Source organism: Pseudomonas sp. S49 (genome assembly GCF_009866785.1).
In the GTDB taxonomy this organism is placed as follows: Bacteria; Pseudomonadota; Gammaproteobacteria; order Pseudomonadales; family Pseudomonadaceae; genus Aquipseudomonas.
Window position 1 is genome coordinate 1,774,796 of the sequence record NZ_CP019432.1, and the last position, 21,700, is coordinate 1,796,495.

The following is a 21,700-nucleotide window of genomic DNA, read 5'->3' on the forward strand; positions in this document are numbered from 1 at the left end:
AGCGGCGTTCAAGGCTTGCGAAGTGTCTTCTGACGCACGATATAAATCGTCACCAACACCGCACTGGTCAGCATGAAACCCCGCGCCCACGGCAGTGGCACGAGGTAGCACGAGAACAGAATGCTCGCCCACATCAGCCCGATCGCGTAGACCTTGCCCTTGAGCGGAATGCCGTTGCCGTCGAGGTAATCGCGGATCCATGGCCCCAGCCGTGGATGTTCGACCAGCCATTGATAGAAACGCGGAGAGCTGCGCGCGAAGCAGGCTGCGGCGAGCAGAAGGAAAGGGGTGGTGGGCAGGACGGGCAGGAAGATCCCGATCACCCCCAATGCCACGCTTAGCCAGCCGACGGCCAGCAGGAAGTAGCGCAACATCAGGGGGCGGTTGCCTATGGGGTTGTCCATAGGCCGGATCTTAGTGGTGACGTGGCTTGAGGATCGCCGGTTTTTCGTCGGGTGCCTGGCACAGCAGGTACAGCGCGGTCAGGGCTTCCGGAATCTGCACGATCATGTCGTCCATCAGGTTGGCGTCTTTGGCGATGTCTTCGAATTCTGGCTGTTCGTCGAACAGGCCCGAACCGACCATGATCGGCAGCAACATTTCGCTGACTTCTTCTTCGGCGGTTTCGAACCACGCCGCTTCACGCAGGAATACGCCTTCCATGAAGCCAATGCACCAGCCGCGCAGTTCGGAATCGTCCGGATCGTCGCCCAGATCCAGTTCGCACGGCAGCTCGAATTCTTCATCCGAAGCCAGTTGACGGGCGATGTGCGCCTTGAGGCCGATCAGGGTGGCTTCGATCTCTTCGCGCTGGGCGTCGCTGCTGTAATGCGGCTCTTCGGCGAACAGCGCGTCGATCCACTCGCGCTCCGGCACGTCTTCGGCGCAGATCGACAGGGCGGTGAGGTAGCCGTGAGCGGCCACGTAATCCAGCGCCTCGTCATGCAGCTCGTCGGCGTCGAGGAAAACTTGCAGGCGGGTCAGTTGCTCAGCGAAGGACATTACGGGGCTACCTTGGGGAATAAACAATGCGGGAATTCTAGGCCTTCTTGCGCGCTCAAGCCAGCCGCATGGCAGATTTGCCGCAATTGCCGGGCCGCATGCCAAACCTGTGGGAGCGAGCCTGCTCGCGAAAGCGGCGTATCAGGCACCTTGGTATCGACTGATCCACCGTATTCGCGAGCAGGCTCGCTCCCACAGGGTTTTGTGTGTTGCAGGTTTATCAGTGTCTTATCAGCGGCACCCTGTGCAGGGGAGGGCTCGGGTATACTGCCGCGTTTTGCGATCCCTGCCCGCCTTGCGGCTGCCGTGCAATGCGCTCTTACGTTTTGTTTAAGCAGCCTTGGCTGTTCTGAACCAGCCTGAGCAGGGATGTATTGGTAGATTTTTGGAGTTTTTATGCTCGAACAGGCTCAACGCGTCCTCAAGGACATCTTCGGCTACGACAGTTTCCGTGGCCGTCAGGGTGCAATCATTGAGCGCGTGGCCAGCGGCGGTGATGCGCTGGTGCTGATGCCTACCGGTGGTGGCAAATCCCTGTGCTTCCAGGTGCCGGCGCTGTTGCGCGATGGCCTGGCGGTGGTGGTGTCGCCGCTGATCGCGCTGATGGACGATCAGGTTGCCACCCTCGAAGAACTCGGTGTGGCCGCCGCAGCGCTTAACTCCACTTTGAGCGCCGAGCAGCAGCGTGACCTTGCGGCGCGGATCAAGCGCGGTGAAGTGAAGATGTTGTATCTGGCGCCCGAGCGCCTCGTGCAGCCCCGCATGCTCTCATTCCTGCAAGGCCTGAACATTGCGCTGTTCGCCATCGACGAAGCGCACTGCGTATCGCAATGGGGCCACGATTTCCGTCCGGAATACCTGCAACTGGGCCAGTTGGCCGAGATGTTCCCCGACGTACCGCGCATTGCCCTGACCGCCACCGCCGACAAGCGTACTCGCGAAGAAATCGTCACCCGTCTGCATCTGCAGAATGCCGAGCGCTTCCTGTCGAGTTTCGACCGTCCGAACATCTTTTACCGCATCGTGCCCAAGGAGCAGCCGCGCAAGCAGTTGCTGGCGTTCCTGGCCGAGCGGCGCAGCGATGCCGGCATCGTTTATTGCCTGTCGCGCAAGAAAGTCGAGGAAGTCGCGGCGTTCCTCAGCGAGCAGGGCTTCCCGGCGCTGCCGTACCACGCCGGTCTGCCGAACGATCTGCGCGCCTTCAATCAGAAGCGCTTCCTCAACGAGGAAGGCCTGATCATGGTCGCCACCGTGGCGTTCGGCATGGGCATCGACAAGCCCAACGTGCGCTTCGTCGCGCACCTTGATCTGCCGAAATCCCTTGAGGCGTATTACCAGGAAACCGGGCGCGGCGGCCGTGACGGTCTGCCGGCGGATGCGTGGATGGCCTACGGTCTGCAAGACGTGGTGATGCTCAAGCAGATGCTGCAGAACTCCGAAGGCGACGAGCGGCACAAGCGCCTTGAGCAACACAAGCTCGACGCGATGCTGTCGCTGTGCGAAGAAACCCGTTGCCGTCGTCAGACCCTGCTCGCGTACTTCGATGAAGACATGCCCGAGCCGTGCGGCCATTGCGACAACTGTGTCGATGGCGTGCAGACCTGGGACGCCACCGAGCCTGCACGTCAGGCGCTGTCGGCGATTTTCCGTACCGGTCAGCGTTATGGCGTCGGTCATCTGGTTGACGTGCTGCTGGGCAAGGACAACGAAAAAGTCCGCAGTTTCGGTCATCAGCATCTGTCGGTGTATGGCGTCGGCAAGGCGTTGAGCGAGAGCGAATGGCGCTCGTTGTTCCGCCAGTTGGTGGCGCGAGGTCTGGCGGATGTCGACCACGAAGGTTATGGCGGTCTGCGTCTGAATGACAGTTGCCGACCGCTGCTCAAGGGCGAAGTGAGCCTGGAGCTGCGCCGCGACCTCAAACCACAGGTCACCGCCAAAACTGCCAGCAAGAGCCCGGCCAGCCAATTGGTGCGCGGCGAAGAGCGCGAACAGTGGGAAGCCTTGCGCGCGCTGCGCCGCAAACTGGCCGAAGAACATGGTGTGCCGCCGTACGTCATCTTCCCCGATTCGACGTTGCTGGAAATGCTGCGCAGCCAACCGACTTCGCTGGCGGAGATGGCTCGGGTCAGCGGTGTCGGCGCACGCAAGCTGGAACGCTACGGCGATGCCTTCCTCGAAGTGCTCGGCGGCGAGGTCGAGGCGCCGAAAGCGGTGGCCGATGTGCGCCATGAGCTGATCACGCTGGCTCGCGCGGGGATGACGCCGTTGCAGATCGCCGGTCAGTTGCAGTGCTCGGAAAAGAATGTGTACACCATGCTTGCCGAAGCCATCGGCAAGCAACAGTTGTCGCTGGAGCAAGCGCTGGACTTGCCGGAAGAGTTGATGGGCGAAGTGCAGGACGCGTTCCTTGATGGCGAGGGCGAGTTACCATCGGTCGCCGAGGTTGCGGAGCTGTTTGCCGGGCGTGTGCCGGAAGGCGTGCTGTATTGCGTGCGGGCTGCATTGCAGTCGGAATTCGAGATGTAATTTGGCCGCCTACCCTCACCCCAGCCCTCTCCCAGAGGGAGAGGGGGCCGACCGAGGCGTCTGAGGTTTGACATCGACCTGAAAGAACCAGTCGATTATGGATTCGGTAAAGCAGGATCAGGTCGGCGTAACCCTGAAGCATCCCCCATTCAGTCCCCTCTCCCTCTGGGAGAGGGCTAGGGTGAGGGCCTTCCAATTCTGGATTCAGCAAAGCACTCCCAGGTCGCTGAATCTCTAAAGCATCCCCCATTCAGTCCCCTCTCCCTTTGGGAGAGGGCTAGGGTGAGGGCCTTCCAATTCCGGATTCAGCAAAATACTTCCAAGTCGCTGAATATCTAAAGCATCCCCCATTCAGTCCCCTCTCCCTCCGGGAGAGGGTTAGGGTGAGGGAGCCTCGAGATGTAACGATTCAGTACAGACCGCCACTTGCCTATAACTGCAGCTCATGCTTAGCTGGCTAATAATTAGAAATTTCTTATTTTAAGTCTAACCGTGAGTGTTTTATGCCGTTAACCGATCAACACCGCTTTGGCATGCAACTGGCCCAGATGTCGCGTGGCTGGCGTGCCGAACTGGATCGACGCCTCGCCGGGTTGGGGCTTTCCCAGGCGCGCTGGCTGGTGCTGCTGCATCTGGCGCGTTTTGAAGAAGCACCGACCCAACGCGAGCTGGCGCAGAGCGTCGGCGTCGAAGGTCCGACTCTTGCGCGCTTGCTCGATAGTCTGGAAAGTCAGGGCCTGGTGCAACGCCAGTCCGTGATGGAAGACCGCCGGGCGAAAAAGATCGTCCTCTGCGCACCGGCCCTGCCGCTGATCGAACAAATCGAAACCATTGCCACGCAACTGCGCCACGAATTGTTCGAAGGCGTCGACGAAGCGGATTTAAAGGTGTGCATGCGGGTTCACGGGCACATTCTGGCTAACCTGGAAAAATCTTGAGGCACATCCACGTGCCGGATCTTTGAGAGATCGCGCTGAGCCGACTATAAGAACTACTGGGCAATATCGTGTTCGTACCGGATGTGCGAACGCATAGAAGTCGGTTTTGCTTATTTAAGGGATGCTCATGCTCGCAAGTCGGCACGTGGTACTGCGCAGTGGCGCCAAATGGTTGCTGGTCGCTGGCATATTCAGCTATTCGGCCGGGTCGATGGCCTTGGGGCTGGGCGATATCACTGTTCATTCAGGCCTCAACCAGCCGCTCAAGGCCGACATCGCCCTGATCGATGTCGGTGGGCTGACGCAAAACGATCTTTCGGTGAGCCTGGCCACGGCAGACGAGTTCGCTCAGGCCGGGGTCGAGCGGGTGTTTTTTCTCAACGACCTCAAGTTCATTCCGATTCTGCATGGCAATCGCCAGATGATTCGGGTGACATCCAGCAAACCGGTCAACGAACCCTTTGTGAATTTCCTTGTGCAGCTCAATCAGCCCAATGGCCGGTTGCTGCGTGAGTACACGGTATTGATCGATCCACCGGGTTCACCGGGTATCGTACCGGCCACTGATGAGCCGGATCCGCGTGCGCAATCCTCCGAATTCCCCACCGTCGAACCTGCCGTGGTTGCACCACAGGCGCCTCAAGCCAAGCGCGATACCGTGCCAGCACCCACGCCTGCGACCCCACCCGCCAACGATGCACTGGCCGAGCAACTGGCTGCCAGTGTGTTGCTGAATCAGCAATTGCAAAAGAGCGTCGATGAGCTGAACGCCAAACTGCAAACACAGGATGTGCAGATTGCCGCTGGCAAGCAGCAGATTACTGAGCTGCAAACGCAATTGGTCGAACTCAGGAAAGCACCTCCACCGACCGAGGCAACCCCTGCACCTGTCCCGGTGGTGGCATCTGTTGAGTCCACAGATAACGGTTTGAACTGGCCATTGCTCGGTGGCCTGGTGCTGTTGCTGGGGGCCTTGGCCGGATTGTTCGTACACCGTCGACGGCAACAACAGATACCGACTGACGAGCCGCTGCCGCTTTTGCCGCAGGGGCGTGAGCCGGACGTAGCTGATGCCGAAAGCGCAGAACCCGTCAGTACCCATGCTTCAGCCCAACACCGCGAAGAACCGGCGGCGGGCGATGTGCTGGAGGCGGTGGGGATCTATCTGGCGTATGGCCGATTGGGCGAAGCCGCCGGATTGTTGCGCGATGCCTTGCACAAGGAACCGGAGCGCACCGACATCGGTTTGCAGTTGCTTGAAGTACTGGGGCGTCAGGGTGACAGCGCCGCGTATGAACAACAGGAAAGTCATTTGCGTGAGCAGGGCGTGGATACCCAGACGTTGCAGGATGTTCGCGCCCGACATCCGAAACTCGCGGTTACCGCAGCGTTGGCCGCTGTGCCGCCGATCGTGGCGGCGGTTCCTGTTGTTGCAGCACAACCGGCGCCTGAAGCTGATTTCGAGTTGAATCTGGGCGAGCTGTCGATGGATTCCAGTTGGGATCTGGAAGACAGCCGCACGGCCACTACTGAACCAGCGGCAGACACCTCGGCGCTCGGCTCCGGTCTGCAGGTGCTGCCACAGGACTTTGAATTGCCGCAAGCGTCCAGCGAAGATCCTGAGCTTGAGTGGATCCCTGAACCGGACGCCGGGCCGCTGGATGAAGATTTTCTCAATGAGTTTGCCGATGCCGAGCCTTCACTGGCGTTGCAACCGCTGGACTTGCAGGAACCCGAGCCGCTACACGACGAAAACTCCGGCAAGCTCGAACAGGCGCAGACGTGCATTGACGACGGCGATATCGACAGTGCGATTGCGTTGCTCAATGAGTTGCTCAAAGAGGGCGATGAGCCTTTGAAGCAAACGGCGCGGACGTTGCTGGCGGGGATTCGCTGAACCCCTGATCGATTTGCGGTGGATCTGATACCGTCTTCGCGAGCAGGCTCGCTCCTATATTTGAACTGTATTCGCAGAACCATTGTGGGAGCGAGCCTGCTCGCGAAGACTGACGGTCAGACAACACCAATTCCTGACCCCGGTCAGAAGGTCTGCCCCAGATTCAGATAAACCGCCTGCTCATTCGCATCATTCAACCCATAACTGAAATTCAAAGGCCCCAGCGGTGTGTCAAAGCCAATGAACACGCTCGCGGCGTTGATGTAGCCACTGTCGAACTCATTGTCGTTGTTCCACGCTCGTCCACGTTCCAGCGAGGCGCCGGCATACAGCGGGAAGTCCAGCGGCAGATACGAGCGCGGCGTCAGACGGCGGTAATACACCGCGCGCATCAGGCTGATGTTCTGCCCGGAAATCGCGTCTTCACGGAAGCCCGACAACTGCCGCGCACCGCCGAGCAGGAAACTTGAGGTCACCACGTTGGCATCATCCAGCGTACGCCCGTAGCGCCCGCCGAGAATCAGCGTATCCGGGCCATGGCTCATGGCTTTATCGATTTTAAAGTCCCACTGTCGATAGCGCGTGTCCGACCCCAGGCCCGGTTCAAACTGCGTCAGCGTCAGGCTGACGTCCTTGCCTTCGTGAGGGAAGTACACGTTATCCAGTGAGTCGTAGGAATACTTCAGCGCGTAAAAGCCTTCGTTGAAGTTTTCACTCGGCAGATCCTGATCGCCAATGCGCACATCGGCCTTGCCCCAGGCCTCGCCAACACCGAAGCGCACCTCGCCGTTGTTGCCGATCTGTCGGCCGAAGTTGAGGCCGAACCCGTAGCGCTCGACGCGATACTGCGCGATCGGATCGTTGTCGAGCACGGCTTCAACGTTCTGCGCTTCGAACGAGGCGTACGGCGCGACGAAGTAACGCGAGCCGACGTCCAGCGGTTGGTAGAACTCGGTGTACAGCTCTTGTTTGTCGCCAATTTGCGCGCGGGTCAGCCATTCCGCGCCGAGGCGGTTGATGCCGTTGATGCGGTAACTGGCGCCGAGGTTGAAGGCGCTGTCGCCGCGCATGTCATCCGACAGATTGAGGCCAACCCGCAAGTAATCGGTGCCGCTGCGTTTACCCCGGGCGCTGATCACCAGCGTGTGATCCTGGCCCTTGTGCACCACGCGGTATTGCACCTGCTCGAAGTAATCGAGGCCGTACAAGGTGCCCATGTCCGAATGCAGACGCCCCAGATCCAGCGGTTCGCCGATGTGCTGGCGAATGTAGTAGCGGATCACGTCGTCATCGACTTTCGAGTCGTTCTCGACGCGGATCGCGGTGATGATCGGCGTGCGTTGACCCGGTGAGCGCGCGGCGTTGAGTTCGGCGTCCTGAGAGTCGACGGGTTTGAGCACGGCGAGGCGTGCGTCGAGGATTCGGGTGGCTCGGTAACCGGCGTCGATCATCTCCTGAGCCTTGCCGAAATCGGTGACGCCGAACGCCGCCAGCGCCGGCTGGATCAGCACATCGGAAGGCTTCAGGGCCGCCAGTTGTTCTTCGGAGTTGCTGCGCGTCATCAGGGTGATCGACTGGTTCAGTACATCGACCACGGTGGTCAGTTGTTTGCGATTGCGCAGCGGCGTGCCGATGTCGACGACGATGGCCACGTCAACGCCCATCTCACGCGCGACATCGAGTGGAATGTTGTCGGTCATGCCGCCGTCCACCAGCAGACGGCCATCGAGTTCGACCGGGGCGAATACCGCCGGGATCGACATGCTCGCGCGGATCACTTGGGGCAAGTGGCCTTTGCGGAACACCACTTTTTCGCCGTTGGCGATGTCGGTGGCCACGGCGCGGAACGGGATCGGCAGTTTGTCGAAATCCCGGGTGTCGCTGGTATGCGCCAACAGGCTTTCCAGCAGCAGCGCGAGGTTCTGGCCCTGAATCACGCCCAGGGGCAAGCCGAGACTGCCGTCGTCGCGAAAGCTGAGTTTCTGCTTGACCAGAAAGTCGCGGTCATCCTGCTTGCGCCGAAACGGCACGTCTTCACGCGGAGGGGCGTCGGACAGCGCGGCTTGCCAGTCGATGTTCAGCGCGAGTTTTTCCAGTTCATCGATCTTGTAACCCGAGGCGTACAAGCCACCGACCACCGCGCCCATGCTGGTGCCGGCAATCGCATCGATCTTGATGCCTTGCTCTTCCAGGGCCTTGAGCACCCCGATATGCGCCAGCCCGCGCGCGGCACCGCCGGACAGCACCAGGCCGACTTTTGGCCGTGAAGCTTCACCGGCATGGACAAGCAGAGGAAGGAAACCAAGCAGCAGGCAGAACAGCAGACGGCGCATTGTGAGTCTCGGGGCAAGCATTAAAGCCGGCTATTATAGCGGCGCCCTCTGTCTCAGGAGTTTCAGCAAACATGACTGTCGCAAAAGCAGAAGTTGTCATCACCTATTGCACCCAATGCCAGTGGCTGCTGCGCGCCGCGTGGCTGGCGCAGGAACTGCTCAGCACCTTTGCTGATGACCTCGGCAAAGTCTCGTTAGTGCCGGGCACTGGCGGAGTGTTTCAGATTACCTGCGCGGGCGTGCAGATCTGGGAGCGCAAGGCTGACGGCGGCTTTCCGGAAGCCAAGGTGCTGAAGCAGCGAGTTCGCGATCAGATCGATCCTGACCGCGACCTCGGTCACAACGACCGCACTCAGTGAGACGCGGCCTCGGCGGCGACGGTTTTGTTGTCGGCGCTGCCGGACATCCGCGCGGAAACGACGATGGCGATGATGATCAGTGCGCCGCCCATCAACATCCGTAGCGTCGGGTTTTCGTTGAACAGCAGCCAGGCGATGGTAATGCCGTAAACCGGCTCCATGGCAAACACCACCGCCGCCGTGCGTGCTTTGATCACCGCCAGACTGGCGACGAACAGGCTATGAGCGACGCCGGTGCAGAACACCCCGAGCAAGCCGATCCAGAGCCAGTCCAGTGCGCGCACTTCGCTGAGTTGCGGCGCCGCAACCGGCAGCAGACACAGCGCCACCACCACGTTTTGGCACAGTGCCGCTTGCACCGCCGGGATGCGCCCGGAGCTGGCGCGGTTGGTCAGTGACAGCAGCGAGAACAGCAGGCCCGACAACACCGCCCAGAGCAGGCCGGTGGTTGCGCCGCTGGCCAGATCGAACGCCGGGGTTACCAGCACCAGACCAACCGTTACCAAGACAACGAGGATGATTTCATTGGCGCGGATGCGTTCGCGGAAAATCAGCCCTTCAAGAATCACCGTAAAGGCCGGGAAACTGGCAAAGCCCAATGTTGCGATGGCGACACCGGCGACCTTCACCGAGATGAAGAAGCTCACCCAGTGCCCGGCCAGCAACACACCGCTGAGGGCCAGACGCCGCCAGTCCACGGCCTGCAGTTTCTGCCAGCCGCTCTGGCTGGCGAAACGGGCGAAGAACGCCAAGGCAAGCACGGCGAACGCAGCACGACCGAAGACGATCACAGCGGGGGAGGCGGCAGCGAGTTTGCCGAACACACCGGTCAGGCCAAACATCAAAGCACCGATATGCAGAGCGCCGAGGGCGGTACGCGGAGTCATTGCAATCCTTCTATCTCAAACACGATTTCAACTGTAGGAGCTGCCGCAGGCTGCGATCTTTTGATCTTGCTTCTAAAAAACAACATCAAAAGATCGCAGCCTGCGGCAGCTCCTACATATTGAACCGGGGGAAGACCGTGAGTCTGTCGGCAGACTATCGTCTTTTGTCGCAGGAATCGCGCCGAAGCTGGCCGGGTGATGCACCGAACTCACGTAGGACGGCAGCCGAGAAAGCACTCTGCGAGCTGTAGCCGACGCGACTGGCAACTTCGCCGATCGGCAGGGCTGTGTCGCGTAGCAGTTGTACTGCCAGATGCAGGCGACGGCTGCGGATGTAATCCATCGGTGTCTGCCCGCATTCGGCCATGAACCGTGCATGCAAACGCGCACTGGACAGCCCGGCCACTCGTGCCAGATCGGCAACCTGCAAAGGGTAAGCGGCGTTTTGCTCGATGTGTGCATCCAGCGCTGCATACGGCAAACGGCGGGTGGCGAGTTCGGCTGGTTGCGCATGATTGAGACTGGCCAGCAGCAACACCGCGCCTTGCTGCGCGATCAACGGGTCGCTGACCGGACTGTTCGCCAGCCAGCTGACCAACTGGCTTTGCCGCGAATCCAGTGACAGGCGCGCAGGTTGATCGAGCAGGCGGTGACTGGCCTCGGCATGCTCGCCGAGTGAATCGGTCACCCATGGCCCTTCAGGGATATCGAGCACCAGACAGCGGCTGCCGTCGGGGCTGCCGCAAGCGTGATGCGCACCAGAAGGAATCACCACAAAACTCTGCTGACGCACCTGGCTGCCGCAACCCTCGACCTCGAAATCAAGCGCACCGGACAGCCCGAACACCAGTTGCGCGTGCTCGTGGCTATGCACAATCAAATCGTGGGTGTACTGACGCAGGGTGAGGATCGGGCGCATGGCAAGGTTCTCCGGGCAGGTCGCCAGTCTACACCGGCGCACGCAGATTGCGTTGTCACAGGACTGACTCGCACTTGTCATGGTCGATTAACCGGGCAGGCGCAGAGTGGCGAAAACATCGCAGAGGGTTGCCCATGACCAGCGCCGAGCTCGCCAGACCCAGCCGTAAACAACGCGTGCGCACCCTGTGGATCTCCGACGTGCACCTGGGCACGCGCGATTGCCAGGCCGAGCACTTGTCGCAATTTCTCAAGGGCTATCACGCCGACAGGATTTATCTGGTCGGCGACATCATTGACGGCTGGAAACTGCGTGGCGGCATGTACTGGCCACAAGCACACACCAACGTGATCCGCCGCTTGCTGACCATGAGCAAGCGCGGCACCGAGGTGATTTATGTCACCGGCAACCACGACGAATTCCTGCGCCGTTATTCGAAGCTGATTCTGGGCAACATCCAGTTGGTTGACGAGGCGGTGCATGTCACGGCCGATGGTCGACATCTGCTGGTGATTCACGGCGATCAGTTCGATGTAATCACCCGTTATCACCGCTGGCTGGCGTTCCTTGGTGACTCCGCCTACGAATTCACCCTGACCCTCAATCGCTGGCTCAACCACTGGCGTGCGCGCTATGGCTACGGTTATTGGTCGCTGTCGGCATATCTGAAGCACAAGGTGAAGACGGCAGTGAGTTTTATCAGCGACTTTGAAGAAGCCATCGCCCACGAATGCGTGAAGCGCGAGTTGCATGGTGTGGTGTGCGGGCACATTCACCACGCCGAGATCCGCAAGGTGGGCGATGTGGATTACCTCAATTGCGGTGATTGGGTGGAGTCGTGCACAGCGCTGATCGAGCATTGGGACGGCACGATCGAGTTGTATCGACTGGCAGATGCGCAGGCGCGGGAGGCGGAGCTCAAGGCGGCCAAAGTCGCCGAACTCGCATAAAAGCAAAAGATCGCAGCCTTCGGCAGCTCCTACAGAGGTACACATTCCAATGTAGGAGCTGCCGAAGGCTGCGATCTTTTGATCTTAGGCCGGGCTATGTTCTTGCATTGCTGCCTTGTAAATCGAGTTCTTCGGCTGCGCAAACAACCGTTCCATCATCGGCTCAAAGAAGCTCAACGGCAGCGTGTCATAGTCAGGATCAAACGCCGCCGCATCGTATTTGGCACAAAACTCGGCGGTCGCTTGATACTGCGGATGGCCGGCGAACTGCTCGCGCAGATGCCGATCCATGCCCAGGTGATGAAAGAAGTAGTAGCCCTGAAACACACCATGCTTTTCGACCATCCACAGATTCTCGGCACTGACGAATGGCTTGAGAATCGCCGCGGCAATGTCCGGGTGGTTATACGAGCCGAGTGTGTCGCCGATGTCATGCAGCAACGCGCAAACCACGTATTCCTCGTCGCGCCCGTCACGAAAGGCGCGGGTCGCGGTTTGCAGCGAGTGGGTCAGACGATCCACCGGGAAACCACCGAAGTCGCCTTCGAGCAGTTTCAGGTGAGTCAGGATTCGCGAAGGCAGTTGTTTGGCGTAGGCACTGAAATCTGCGGCGATGATCGCCCAGTCTTCCTGCGTACCGTCCTTCATGTGAGTGAAGCGGGCATTGGCATTCATTGGCTGACCCTCATTCAGAACGCCACGCGACCCAGAATCATGTCGCGGTACATGACGAAGTCGCCGAGCAGGCTGTACAGCGGATGCTGAAAGGTCGCCGGTCGGTTCTTTTCAAAGAAGAAGTGCCCGACCCAGGCAAAGCTGTAGCCGGCCAGCGGCACGGCCAATAACAGCAGCCAGGCGCCCTTGGCGATGGTCATCGCGACAATGAAGATCACCAACGTGGTGCCGATGAAGTGCAGGCGCCGGCAGGTGCTGTTGTTGTGTTCGCTGAGGTAGTACGGATAGAACTCAGCGAAGCTGTTGAAATGCTTGATGTTTTCCACGACCGCGTTCTCTGTGGTTATTGTTCTGGCGACGAGTTGTTCTGCGGGTAGCTTATTTGAGTCTAGAGTGATCATTGGCGTGGGCCAGTGACAATCGGCGCCACTTTAGTATCCTTGGCAAATCAGGCCGTAGCATGCGGCCCCTCATGTAAAAGAAAAACGCCATGAGCGAACGAACGACTTCTGCAAGCTGGGCGATGGGGATTGTCAAAGCATTGGAGATGGACGGCCTGGATTGCCGGGTTCTGTTCAAGCAACTGGGGCTCGATTACACGGCTCTGGATGATCCGGATGCACGCTTTCCGCAAGATTCCATGACCCGTCTCTGGCAACGGGCGGTCGAGGTGTCCGGTAATCCGGCGATCGGTCTGAACATGGGCAAGGTGGTGCGACCGGCGTCGTTTCATGTCGCCGGCTACGCGTTGATGTCGAGCAATACCCTGGCCGAAGGCTTCCAGCGACTGGTGCGCTATCAGCGGATCATCGCCGAAAGTGCCGACCTGAGCTTCCGTCTGCTGGAAGAAGGTTATGCGCTGATTCTGACCGTGCACGGCGATCATCTGCCGCCGACCCGGCAGAGTGCCGAAGCCTCGCTGGCCTGTGCGCTGGGGCTGTGCGGCTGGTTGACCGGGCGCACGCTGCATCCGGTCAAAGTGCTGGTGCAGGGTGATCAGCCGGAAAATCTGCAACCCTACAAACAAGCCTTCCACGCGCCATTGGTGTTCAACGCGCCGTACGATGCGCTGATCTTCGAACGCGCCGACATGGAAGCACCGCTGCCCACCGCCAACGAGGCGATGGCGCTGTTGCATGACCGCTTTGCCGGGGAGTATCTGGCACGATTTTCCGAAAGCCGCGTCACCCATAAGGCGCGACAGGTGCTGTGCCGGTTGCTGCCACAAGGCGAACCGAAGCGCGATACCGTGGCGCAGACCCTGCATCTGTCGCAGCGCACCTTGCAGCGGCGGTTGCAGGAGGAGGGCACGAGTTTTCAGCAACTGCTCGATGACACCCGCCGCGAACTGGCCGAGCAGTATCTGGCGCAGCCGAGCATGACCTTGCTGGAAATCGCATACCTGTTGGGTTTTGCCGACCCAAGCAATTTCTTTCGTGCGTTCCGCCGCTGGTTCGACACCACGCCCGGCGATTACCGGACGCGGTTGTTGCAGGCGCCGGGTACGATCAGTGACGCCAAAAGGCCGGAATACACAGTACAAACACCGTAATGATCTCCAGTCGGCCGAGCAGCATGCCGAACGACAGAATCCATTTGGCCGCATCGGGCAGGGTGGCGAAGTTGCCCGCCGGGCCGATGGTTTCGCCAAGGCCTGGGCCGACGCCGGACACGGTACTGGCGGCACCGGTCAGGGCGGTCATCCAGTCGACGCCGAGCAGCGACAGCAGCAGAGCGATCACGCAGATCGTGATGGCGAAGAAGAACGAAAAGGTCAGAATCGAGCGCACGATCTCTTCGTCGAGGCGGTGACCGTTGTACTTCTGCTTGATCACCGCGCGCGGGTGAATCAGCTGATTAAGGTTGGCCTTGAGCAGGATATAAGCGACCTGGAAACGGAAAATCTTGATCCCGCCCGCCGTCGACCCGGAACAGCCACCGACAAACCCCAGATAGAAAAACAGCATCAGCGAGAAGTTGCCCCACAGGCTGTAATCACCGAGGGCAAACCCGGTGGTGGTGACCACCGACGTCACGTTCAGCGCCACGTGGCGCAGCGCTTCGAGCCAGTGCAGCTTGGTCGTCCACCAGTACCAGGTACCGAGCACCAGCCAGGTCACCAGCAGCATCCCGAGCAAACCCTGCACCTGTTGATCCCTGATCAGCGCTTTGCGGTTGCCGCGCAGCGTCGCCACGTACAGGGTGAACGGCAGGCTGCCGAGAATCATGATGACCACCGCGACCCAGTGCACCGCCGGTTGCGTCCACTTGGCCAGGGATTGGTCGGAGGTCGAGAACCCGCCGGTGGAAATCGCCGACATCGCATGGTTGATCGCATCGAACGGGCTCATCCCGGCCCACCAGAATGCCAGGCTGCCAAGGATGGTGATGCCGACGTACGCGGCTACGATCAGCCGCGCCACCATGTGCGAGCGGGGCATGACTTTCTCCGAGCGGTCCGAGGACTCGGTCTGGAACAGGCGCATGCCACCGATGCGCAGCAGCGGCAGAATCGCCACCGCCATACCGATAAAGCCGATGCCGCCGATCCAGTGCAGCAGCGAGCGCCACATCAGAATGCCGGGGGACATGGTGTCGAGGCCGTTGAGCACGGTCGAACCGGTGGCGGTGATGCCGGACATGCTTTCGAAAAACGAATCGGTGTAGCTGATGTGCTGGGTCAGCAGAAACGGCAGCGCGGCAAAGATGCACACCACCAGCCAACTGCTGACCGTCAGCAGATACATGTCACGCGGACGCAGGTGAATGTGTTCCGGTCGGCCGGGAATCACCAGCGCAAGGCCGGCGACGAAAGTGATCATGCTCGCCCAGAGGAACGACGGCAGGTCGCTGGTGCGCTCGAAAATCACCAGGGTGGCCATGGGCACGACCATGGCCACGGCCAGGGTGATCAGGAAGATGCCGATGATGAAACCAATGATCCGTAAGGTCGGCAACGCCATGAAGTCCGCTCGGGCTGATGTGGGAAGGGCGCCATTCTACCCGTGGGGCAGGGCATGTAAACCGGCATCCTGTGTACAGATAAAGCTAGAATAGCCGCACATATTTTTCAGGAGGTGGCCGATGCAGGCTCTCGACGCGTTGCTCAACCGTGTTTCCGTTCCACGACTGGTCGAACCGGCCCCCACTGCCGAGCAGCGCGAAGCTCTGTTTGGCGCCGCGTTGCGCGCGCCGGATCACGGGCATTTGCAGCCGTATCGTTTTCTGACCGTCGAAGGCGCGGCGCGTGAGCAGATGGGCGAGTTGCTGGCCGAGGCTGCACAGATGCAGGAAGGCGAAGTCACCGAAGCGATGATCGACAAGGCGCGCAACGGCCCGCTACGGGCGCCGCTGGTGGTTGTGGTGATCGCTAAATTGCAGGAACACGTTAAATATCCGAAGGCCGAGCAGTTGCTCGCGGCCGGGTGTGCGGCCCACGGGATTTTGCTGGCGGCGTATGCGCAGGGGATTGGTGCGGTGTGGCGTACGGGGGATTTGGCTTATTCGAAGCACGTAGCCAAAGGTTTGGGGTTGTCGGAGGGTGAAGAGGTGATTGCGTTTCTTTACCTCGGCACGCCGCAGAAAGAACCGCGTGTGGCGGAGAAGGTTGATCTGGCTGAGTTTGTTAGTGCCTGGCCTGGTAAGTAAAGCGAAGAGCCCCTCACCCTAGCCCTCTCCCAGAGGGAGAGGGGACTGATTGGGGGATGCTTTAGAGGTACGCCGACCTGAAAGTGCTCGGCTGAATCCAGAATCGATAACGGCTCCAATGCATTTCGAGCTCGGAGTCGATAACGGTTCCGATGCATTTCGAACCCAGAGTCGGCGACGATTCACGTGCCTTCCGGGCCCATAATCGACTCGGTGTTTCAGGTCGATGTATGACGCAAGACACCGCGGTCGGCCCCCTCTCCCTCTGGGAGAGGGCTGGGGTGAGGGTCGCTTTTAGCTCTTAAAGTTGTACCACCGCCCCGGGTACAAGCGGCAATTCCAGACTGGCAATAAACCCACCCTGCGGATGATTGGCCAACGTCAAACTCCCGCCATGGCGCTCCGCCGCCCTGCGTGCAATCGCCAGGCCCAAACCATGTCCTGCCGCCGTCTGTCCCGGCGCGCGATAGAACGGTTCACCCAACTGACTCAAATGCTCGGTCTGCACCCCCGGCCCATGGTCACGCACACTCACGACAATTTTTTCGCCCTGACGAGAGGCCTGCATTTCAATCGCCTGACCTTCCGGATTGAAGCGCTGGGCATTGCGCAACAGGTTATCGACGGCGCGCTCGATCATGGTCGGCCAGCCCTTCAGATTCAGTTGCGGCTCGGCATCGAGACGCACGATCTGCTCGGGCGATCCAAGTTCCGCATCCTTCTGCAACGTGCCGAGCAGGACATTCAGATCCACATCTTCGGCACTGGCGTTGTCGGCATCGACTCGCGCCAGCACCAGAATTTCACTGATCAACGCTTCCAGCCGATCACACTCGCGGGTCAGCCGTGGCCAGAGTTTCTCGCGTTCTTCAGGATTCGCTCGTTCGGCCAGCGCCAAGGCAATCCGCAGCCGGGCCAACGGTGAGCGCAATTCATGGGAGACGTCGCGCAGCAACTGACGCTGGCTGCCAATCAGGCTCTGCAGGCGCGCACCCATGCGGTTGAAATCGGTAGCGAGTACGCCGAACTCGTCGCGGCGGTTGGCCAGTTTCGCCAGGCTGTTCTGCTGATACGTGGTCTGCCCGAGATCATGCACCGCGCCGCGCAAACGGCTGAGCGGGCGGGTGATGGAGAAGGTCACCAGCAGACTGAACAAGGTCAGCACCACCAGCGCGATGCCCAGTGCGCTCAGCGGCCAGAGCAGGCTTTCGCGGTGCCAGGCGTCGAGTTCCGGGTGCGGGATGCGGTAGATAAACAGGTAGGTGTCACCGGTTTTTTCGCTGGTGAACTCATCGGTCAGGCGGCGCCAGGGCAGGCGGCGGTCGTCGTTATTCTGGCGGGCTTCGAAGGCAGCGGCGCGGCGCGGGAAGGTGCCGCGCACTACCGGATCGCCGGATTCGTTGAGTACCTGAACGTCGATGTGATATTGGCGTTTGCGCTGTTCGAGAATGTCCTGAGCGGCTTCTTCGCCCTGGGCTTCGTAAGTTTGTGTCCATTCGCCGGCGAGGGTGTTGAGGCCCGGATGACGGCTGAGGATCCACGCGTCCTGGTTGAGCATGTGCCCGAGCAGAATGGACAGCCCGGCCACCAGAGCGATGGCCAGCCAGAAGCTCGCGAGAATACGCCAGAACAATGAACGCACAGAAAATCCTCAATCAAACACAAATCCCTGTAGGAGTGAGCCTGCTCGCGATAGCGGTGAGTCAGACAAGTATCCGTTGACTGACACACCGCTATCGCGAGCAGGCTCACTCCTACATTGGATCTGTGGAAAAAGACCCGACGGTGTTTAGCCGTCGGGTCCGGGGTCAGAACATTATTGCGCCTTTTGCGCCTGTTGCGCTTTCCACGCCTTGAACTCGGCCCATTCGGCGCGACGCTCGGCCTGTTTCTTCTGGATCTCGTCGAATTTCTTCTGTTGATCCGGTTTCAGCACGGCGCGCACATCGGTTTCGGCTTTCTTGTGGTTGGCCGCCATCTCGTCCTTCATGGCTTTCTGGTCAGCCGGCGAGAGTTTTTCCAGGTACTTGTCGACCACTTGCTTACGCTCGTGCATCTGCTCGCCCATGATCTTGCGGATCTGCTCGCGCTGTTCGCGGGACAGGTCGAGTTGGCTGTACGGGCCTTTGCCGTGCATGCCGTGCATCTGACCGCCGTGGCGTGGGCCGTCAAGCGGGCCACCCATCGGGCCGCCGTCTTGCGGCATGGCCATGGCGACGGTTGGCAGAGCGGCAGCGAACATCAGAGCGATAAGAGTCTTGCGCATGGTGAATCTCCTTGTCTCGTTCCCGGTACGTTCCGGATGAGTACAGATTACGGAGATCAAGGTCAGCGGCGGTCAGCGCTGGGTAAAGCTTCGGTAAAGACGCTTCGCGTACATCCTTACACATGCCCTGTGTAGGAGCTGCCGAAGGCTGCGATCTTTTGATCTTGTTTTTAAAAGACAGATCAAAAGATCGCAGCCTTCGGCAGCTCCTACAGTGGGAATGGGCGCGGTTCAGAGGCTATAGAAGTAACCGCGGCTGCGCAGGGCGACGATCCGTGGGCGGCCGTCGGGGTGCGGGCCGATCTTCTTGCGCAGGTTGCTGACGTGCATGTCGAGGCTGCGGTCGTACAGGGTCAGCTTGCGGCCGAGGGCGAGCTGCGCCAGTTCCTGTTTGTCCAGTGGTTCGCCAGGCTGCTTGAGCAGCGCTTCGAGCAGACGGCTTTCGGACACGGTAAGGGTCAGTTCTTTTTCGTCGATGCTGACCACACCACGCACCGGGCTGAAACTCAGGTCGCCCAGTTCGAGTTGCGTCGACACGGCCGCAGGATGACTGCGGCGCAACACCGCACGCAGGCGCGCAGTCAGTTCGCGCGGATCACAAGGTTTGGCCAGGTAATCGTCGGCGCCCAGTTCCAGGCCGAGGATACGGTCCAGCGGCTCACCACGGGCCGAGAGCATCAGCACCGGCAGGTCGGCGTGATCGTGGCGCAATTGCTTGAGCAGCTCCAGACCGCTGCCGTCGGGCAGCATCACGTCCAGCACCACCGCCGCCGGGGCCGTTTCAGCCAAGGCCTTGCGGGCGCTCTGGCCATCGTGGCAGGCACGCACCTGGAAGCCTTCCTGGCTCAGCCAGCTACTCAGGAGTTCGCACAACTCCTGGTCATCATCAATCAGTAACAGCTCGCTCATGACTCACTCAATTTAGCCATTGCCGACGTTTTCGGCTTGCTCCACTGGCAAAGATACCGCAGAGCAGCGCCAATAGCGCTACTCCGCCTCCCGTAACGAACCACTGCTGCTGGTCAGTCAGCAGGCGCGGCAAGGGACTTGCCTGGGCTTCCTTGAGTTGCAGCTTGAGACGCTGGTTCTCCTGGCGCAACCGGGCAAGCTGGGCGCTCTCGCGGGTATTGTCGGCATTTTGCAGTTGTTTGCTCAGTTCTTCCCGCTGCTGCTCGCTGGCCTTGAGGCGCTGCTGCAACTCGGTGATCTGGCTGCCGGCGCTTAACGACAATGGCGTGGAGCTGCCGCCTTCGGTGGATTCCTCACCATGGGCGGGCGCCATGATCGACAACGTGACCAACATCAGACACAACGGACCCTTGCGCATCGCAACACCTGCTTCCAAATGGATATTGGGCAGGTTGTCGGCAGGCAAACGAGAATAATGAGCGATTGAGAACGCGATGAACCGACAAGGTTCATCGCGTGGGAGAGACTTGCGCAGGAAAGTTACGGCAGGACTTGCTTGAATGGCTTGACGACCACGTTGGCGTAGACGCCAGCGGCGATGTACGGGTCGGCGTCAGCCCACGCTTGCGCGGCGCTCAGGGAGTCGAATTCGGCGACGATCAGGCTGCCGGTGAAACCCGCTGCGCCCGGATCATTGCTGTCGACGGCAGGGTGCGGGCCGGCCAGTACGATGCGGCCTTCGCCCTTGAGCGCTTGCAGGCGTTCCAGATGCGCAGGGCGCGCGGCCAGGCGTGCTTCGAGCGAGTTGGCGACGTCGGTGGCAATGATGGCGTAGAGCATGTCAGTCCTCGGTTTTTGGAGTTGTGGTATCGGCATCGTGCAGATGGCGCGACAGGTAAATGCCCTGTGCGACCAGGAACACCAGGGTCATGCCCAGGCTGCCGAACACCTTGAAGTCCACCCAGTAGCTCTGGAAGGTGAAGGCGACGAACAGGTTGGCAGCGCCGCAAAACAGGAAAAAGGCGATCCAGGCGATGTTCAGGCGGGTCCAGACCGGATCCGGCAGGGTCAGCGCGTGGCCCATGATACGTTTGATCAACAGGCGATCGCCGATGAAGTGGCTGCCGATGAAGGCCACGGCAAACAGCCAGTTGACCACCGGCGCTTTCCACTTCAGGAAGGTTTCGCTGTGGAAGGCCAGTGTCAGGCTGCCGAACACCAGGCAGGCGATCAGGGTCAGCCATTGGCTCTTTTCCAGCTTGCGCTGTTTGATGAACAACGCGCCGTACACCACCAGGGAACTGATGATCAGCATCGCCGTGGCGCTGTAAATACCGCCTACAGTCACTTCATGGCCAGCGATGTCGACGACCCGTGGATCAAGTTTGTAAACGATGAAGAACAGCAGAAGCGGGATGAAATCGATGAATTGTTTCACAGTGAGAGCCAGAAGCTGGATGTGGCGGCATAATAACAAACATATGGGCGCGCGATAGCGCCAGCTGATTTGAGGTTACAACTCCCCGTGAATGTTGATTTGCACTGCCATAGCACGGCCTCCGATGGCGCCCTGGCGCCTGCGGTTCTGGTTGCGCGTGCGTTCGAGAACGGCGTGCGAGTCCTGGCGTTGACCGACCACGACACCCTCGAAGGTCTCGCCGAAGCGCGCACGGCGGCCAATGAATTGGGCATGCAGCTGGTCAACGGCGTCGAGTTGTCCTGCACCTGGGGCGGCGCGACCATTCATGTGTTGGGCTACGGTTTCGACGTCAATGCGGTACCGTTGGTCGAGGCCATCGCCAAATTGCACGATGGCCGCTGGCTGCGGTCGGAAGAAATAAGCCGCAAGCTCGCCCTTAAAGGCATGCCCGGTGCGCTCGACGGTGCGCGGAAAATCCAGCAGGAACTGGGCGACAGCGGCAACGCGCCGGCCCGTCCGCATTTCGCCGACTGGATGGTGCGTGAAGGTTTTGTAAAGGATCGCGCCGAGGCATTCCGCAAGTGGCTCGGTGCCGGCAAGCTGGGCGACGTCAAGTTGCACTGGCCGACGCTGGAAGACACCGTCGGTACACTGCGAGCCGCCGGAGCCTGGGTCAGCCTGGCGCATCCGTGGCACTACGATTTCACCCGCAGCAAGCGCCGAAAGCTGATTGCCGACTATATTCAAGCAGGCGGGCATGCGATCGAGGTGGTCAATGGCCATCAGCCTGCGGAACAGGTGGGCAGCCTGGCAATCCTTGCCCGTGAGTTCGGTCTGCTGGTCAGCGCCGGCAGTGACTTCCATGGCCCTGGCGGCTGGTCCGAGATCGGCCAGTACCGGCCGGTTCCCGAGGACCTTCCACCCCTGTGGTGTCGGTTCAAACATGACACAGATATTGCCGCCGTCTGAAC

22 protein-coding genes are annotated in these 21,700 nt (G+C 60.3%); 8 read left to right on the forward strand and 14 right to left on the reverse strand.

Annotated elements, in window-relative coordinates:
• Positions 1–8 precede the first annotated feature (8 nt).
• Together PspS49_RS07770 and PspS49_RS07775 are read right to left on the reverse strand one after the other, a co-directional pair.
• On the reverse strand, positions 9–404 hold the full coding sequence (locus PspS49_RS07770; RefSeq protein WP_127926265.1) for a YbaN family protein: 396 nt from the start codon (positions 402–404) through the stop codon (positions 9–11).
• Positions 405–414: 10 nt separating this feature from the next.
• Positions 415–1,002, reverse strand: a complete 588-nt coding sequence (locus PspS49_RS07775; protein WP_127926266.1) for a YecA family protein — start codon at positions 1,000–1,002, stop codon at positions 415–417.
• A gap of 396 nt (positions 1,003–1,398) precedes the next feature.
• Between PspS49_RS07775 and recQ the strand changes: the two genes are divergently transcribed.
• The 3 genes from recQ to PspS49_RS07790 all read left to right on the forward strand — a co-directional run bounded on the left by recQ (position 1,399) and on the right by PspS49_RS07790 (position 6,363).
• Positions 1,399–3,528: a DNA helicase RecQ gene (gene recQ, locus PspS49_RS07780; protein WP_127926267.1), complete on the forward strand. Its 2,130-nt coding sequence runs from the start codon at positions 1,399–1,401 to the stop codon at positions 3,526–3,528.
• A 503-nt stretch (positions 3,529–4,031) separates the two neighbouring features.
• Complete coding sequence (locus tag PspS49_RS07785; RefSeq protein ID WP_007919713.1) at positions 4,032–4,466, forward strand: MarR family transcriptional regulator; 435 nt, start codon at positions 4,032–4,034, stop codon at positions 4,464–4,466.
• A gap of 127 nt (positions 4,467–4,593) precedes the next feature.
• Positions 4,594–6,363: a FimV/HubP family polar landmark protein gene (locus tag PspS49_RS07790; protein ID WP_160038745.1), complete on the forward strand. Its 1,770-nt coding sequence runs from the start codon at positions 4,594–4,596 to the stop codon at positions 6,361–6,363.
• Positions 6,364–6,506: 143 nt separating this feature from the next.
• Here the strand turns inward: PspS49_RS07790 and PspS49_RS07795 are convergent, their stop codons facing one another.
• Positions 6,507–8,696 (reverse strand): patatin-like phospholipase family protein, encoded by a 2,190-nt coding sequence (locus PspS49_RS07795; RefSeq protein WP_150749275.1) that lies wholly within the window; start codon positions 8,694–8,696, stop codon positions 6,507–6,509.
• A 71-nt stretch (positions 8,697–8,767) separates the two neighbouring features.
• On the opposite strand from PspS49_RS07795, the gene PspS49_RS07800 reads away from it, so the two are divergent.
• A complete protein-coding gene (locus PspS49_RS07800; RefSeq protein ID WP_127926270.1) occupies positions 8,768–9,055 on the forward strand; it encodes a SelT/SelW/SelH family protein in 288 nt (95 codons plus the stop codon).
• Here the strand turns inward: PspS49_RS07800 and PspS49_RS07805 are convergent.
• On the reverse strand, positions 9,049–9,942 hold the full coding sequence (locus PspS49_RS07805) for a DMT family transporter (RefSeq protein ID WP_160038747.1): 894 nt from the start codon (positions 9,940–9,942) through the stop codon (positions 9,049–9,051). The genes PspS49_RS07800 and PspS49_RS07805 overlap by 7 nt on opposite strands.
• 154 nt (positions 9,943–10,096) lie before the next feature.
• Positions 10,097–10,861 carry an AraC family transcriptional regulator gene (locus tag PspS49_RS07810; protein WP_160038749.1) on the reverse strand — a complete coding sequence of 255 codons (765 nt, stop codon included), beginning with the start codon at positions 10,859–10,861 and terminating at the stop codon, positions 10,097–10,099.
• Positions 10,862–10,995: 134 nt separating this feature from the next.
• On the opposite strand from PspS49_RS07810, the gene PspS49_RS07815 reads away from it, so the two are divergent.
• Positions 10,996–11,811 carry a UDP-2,3-diacylglucosamine diphosphatase gene (locus tag PspS49_RS07815; RefSeq protein ID WP_160038751.1) on the forward strand — a complete coding sequence of 272 codons (816 nt, stop codon included), beginning with the start codon at positions 10,996–10,998 and terminating at the stop codon, positions 11,809–11,811.
• 84 nt (positions 11,812–11,895) lie between these two features.
• Here PspS49_RS07815 and PspS49_RS07820 read toward each other — a convergent pair whose 3' ends face one another.
• Together PspS49_RS07820 and PspS49_RS07825 are read right to left on the reverse strand one after the other, a co-directional pair.
• Positions 11,896–12,486 carry an HD domain-containing protein gene (locus tag PspS49_RS07820; protein WP_160038753.1) on the reverse strand — a complete coding sequence of 197 codons (591 nt, stop codon included), beginning with the start codon at positions 12,484–12,486 and terminating at the stop codon, positions 11,896–11,898.
• Positions 12,487–12,500: 14 nt separating this feature from the next.
• Entirely contained in the window at positions 12,501–12,812 is a 312-nt protein-coding gene (locus PspS49_RS07825) for a DUF962 domain-containing protein (RefSeq protein WP_150773778.1), read from the reverse strand.
• Positions 12,813–12,976: 164 nt separating this feature from the next.
• On the opposite strand from PspS49_RS07825, the gene PspS49_RS07830 reads away from it, so the two are divergent.
• A complete protein-coding gene (locus tag PspS49_RS07830) occupies positions 12,977–14,038 on the forward strand; it encodes an AraC family transcriptional regulator (RefSeq protein ID WP_202982099.1) in 1,062 nt (353 codons plus the stop codon).
• Here the strand turns inward: PspS49_RS07830 and PspS49_RS07835 are convergent.
• Positions 13,995–15,449, reverse strand: coding sequence for a TrkH family potassium uptake protein (locus tag PspS49_RS07835; RefSeq protein ID WP_127926275.1), 1,455 nt, complete (start codon positions 15,447–15,449; stop codon positions 13,995–13,997). The two genes, PspS49_RS07830 and PspS49_RS07835, sit on opposite strands and share 44 nt — an antisense overlap.
• A 121-nt stretch (positions 15,450–15,570) precedes the next feature.
• Between PspS49_RS07835 and PspS49_RS07840 the strand changes: the two genes are divergently transcribed.
• Entirely contained in the window at positions 15,571–16,134 is a 564-nt protein-coding gene (locus PspS49_RS07840) for a nitroreductase family protein (RefSeq protein WP_160038755.1), read from the forward strand.
• Positions 16,135–16,435: 301 nt separating this feature from the next.
• Here the strand turns inward: PspS49_RS07840 and PspS49_RS07845 are convergent, their stop codons facing one another.
• The 6 genes from PspS49_RS07845 to PspS49_RS07870 all read right to left on the reverse strand — a co-directional run bounded on the left by PspS49_RS07845 (position 16,436) and on the right by PspS49_RS07870 (position 20,747).
• Positions 16,436–17,776: a HAMP domain-containing sensor histidine kinase gene (locus tag PspS49_RS07845; RefSeq protein WP_160038757.1), complete on the reverse strand. Its 1,341-nt coding sequence runs from the start codon at positions 17,774–17,776 to the stop codon at positions 16,436–16,438.
• A 174-nt stretch (positions 17,777–17,950) separates the two neighbouring features.
• On the reverse strand, positions 17,951–18,400 hold the full coding sequence (locus tag PspS49_RS07850; protein WP_016987938.1) for an LTXXQ domain-containing protein: 450 nt from the start codon (positions 18,398–18,400) through the stop codon (positions 17,951–17,953).
• 231 nt (positions 18,401–18,631) lie between these two features.
• Complete coding sequence (locus tag PspS49_RS07855; protein WP_150749267.1) at positions 18,632–19,309, reverse strand: response regulator transcription factor; 678 nt, start codon at positions 19,307–19,309, stop codon at positions 18,632–18,634.
• A gap of 7 nt (positions 19,310–19,316) precedes the next feature.
• Positions 19,317–19,727: a translation initiation factor 2 gene (locus PspS49_RS07860; protein ID WP_127926279.1), complete on the reverse strand. Its 411-nt coding sequence runs from the start codon at positions 19,725–19,727 to the stop codon at positions 19,317–19,319.
• Between the two features lie 122 nt (positions 19,728–19,849).
• Complete coding sequence (locus PspS49_RS07865) at positions 19,850–20,149, reverse strand: YciI family protein (RefSeq protein WP_007919677.1); 300 nt, start codon at positions 20,147–20,149, stop codon at positions 19,850–19,852.
• A gap of 1 nt (position 20,150) precedes the next feature.
• Positions 20,151–20,747, reverse strand: a complete 597-nt coding sequence (locus tag PspS49_RS07870) for a septation protein A (protein ID WP_127926280.1) — start codon at positions 20,745–20,747, stop codon at positions 20,151–20,153.
• 87 nt (positions 20,748–20,834) lie between these two features.
• Here PspS49_RS07870 and PspS49_RS07875 point away from each other — a divergent pair, with 87 nt between their 5' ends.
• Positions 20,835–21,698 carry a PHP domain-containing protein gene (locus tag PspS49_RS07875; protein ID WP_160038759.1) on the forward strand — a complete coding sequence of 288 codons (864 nt, stop codon included), beginning with the start codon at positions 20,835–20,837 and terminating at the stop codon, positions 21,696–21,698.
• The last annotated feature ends 2 nt before the right edge of the window (positions 21,699–21,700 follow it).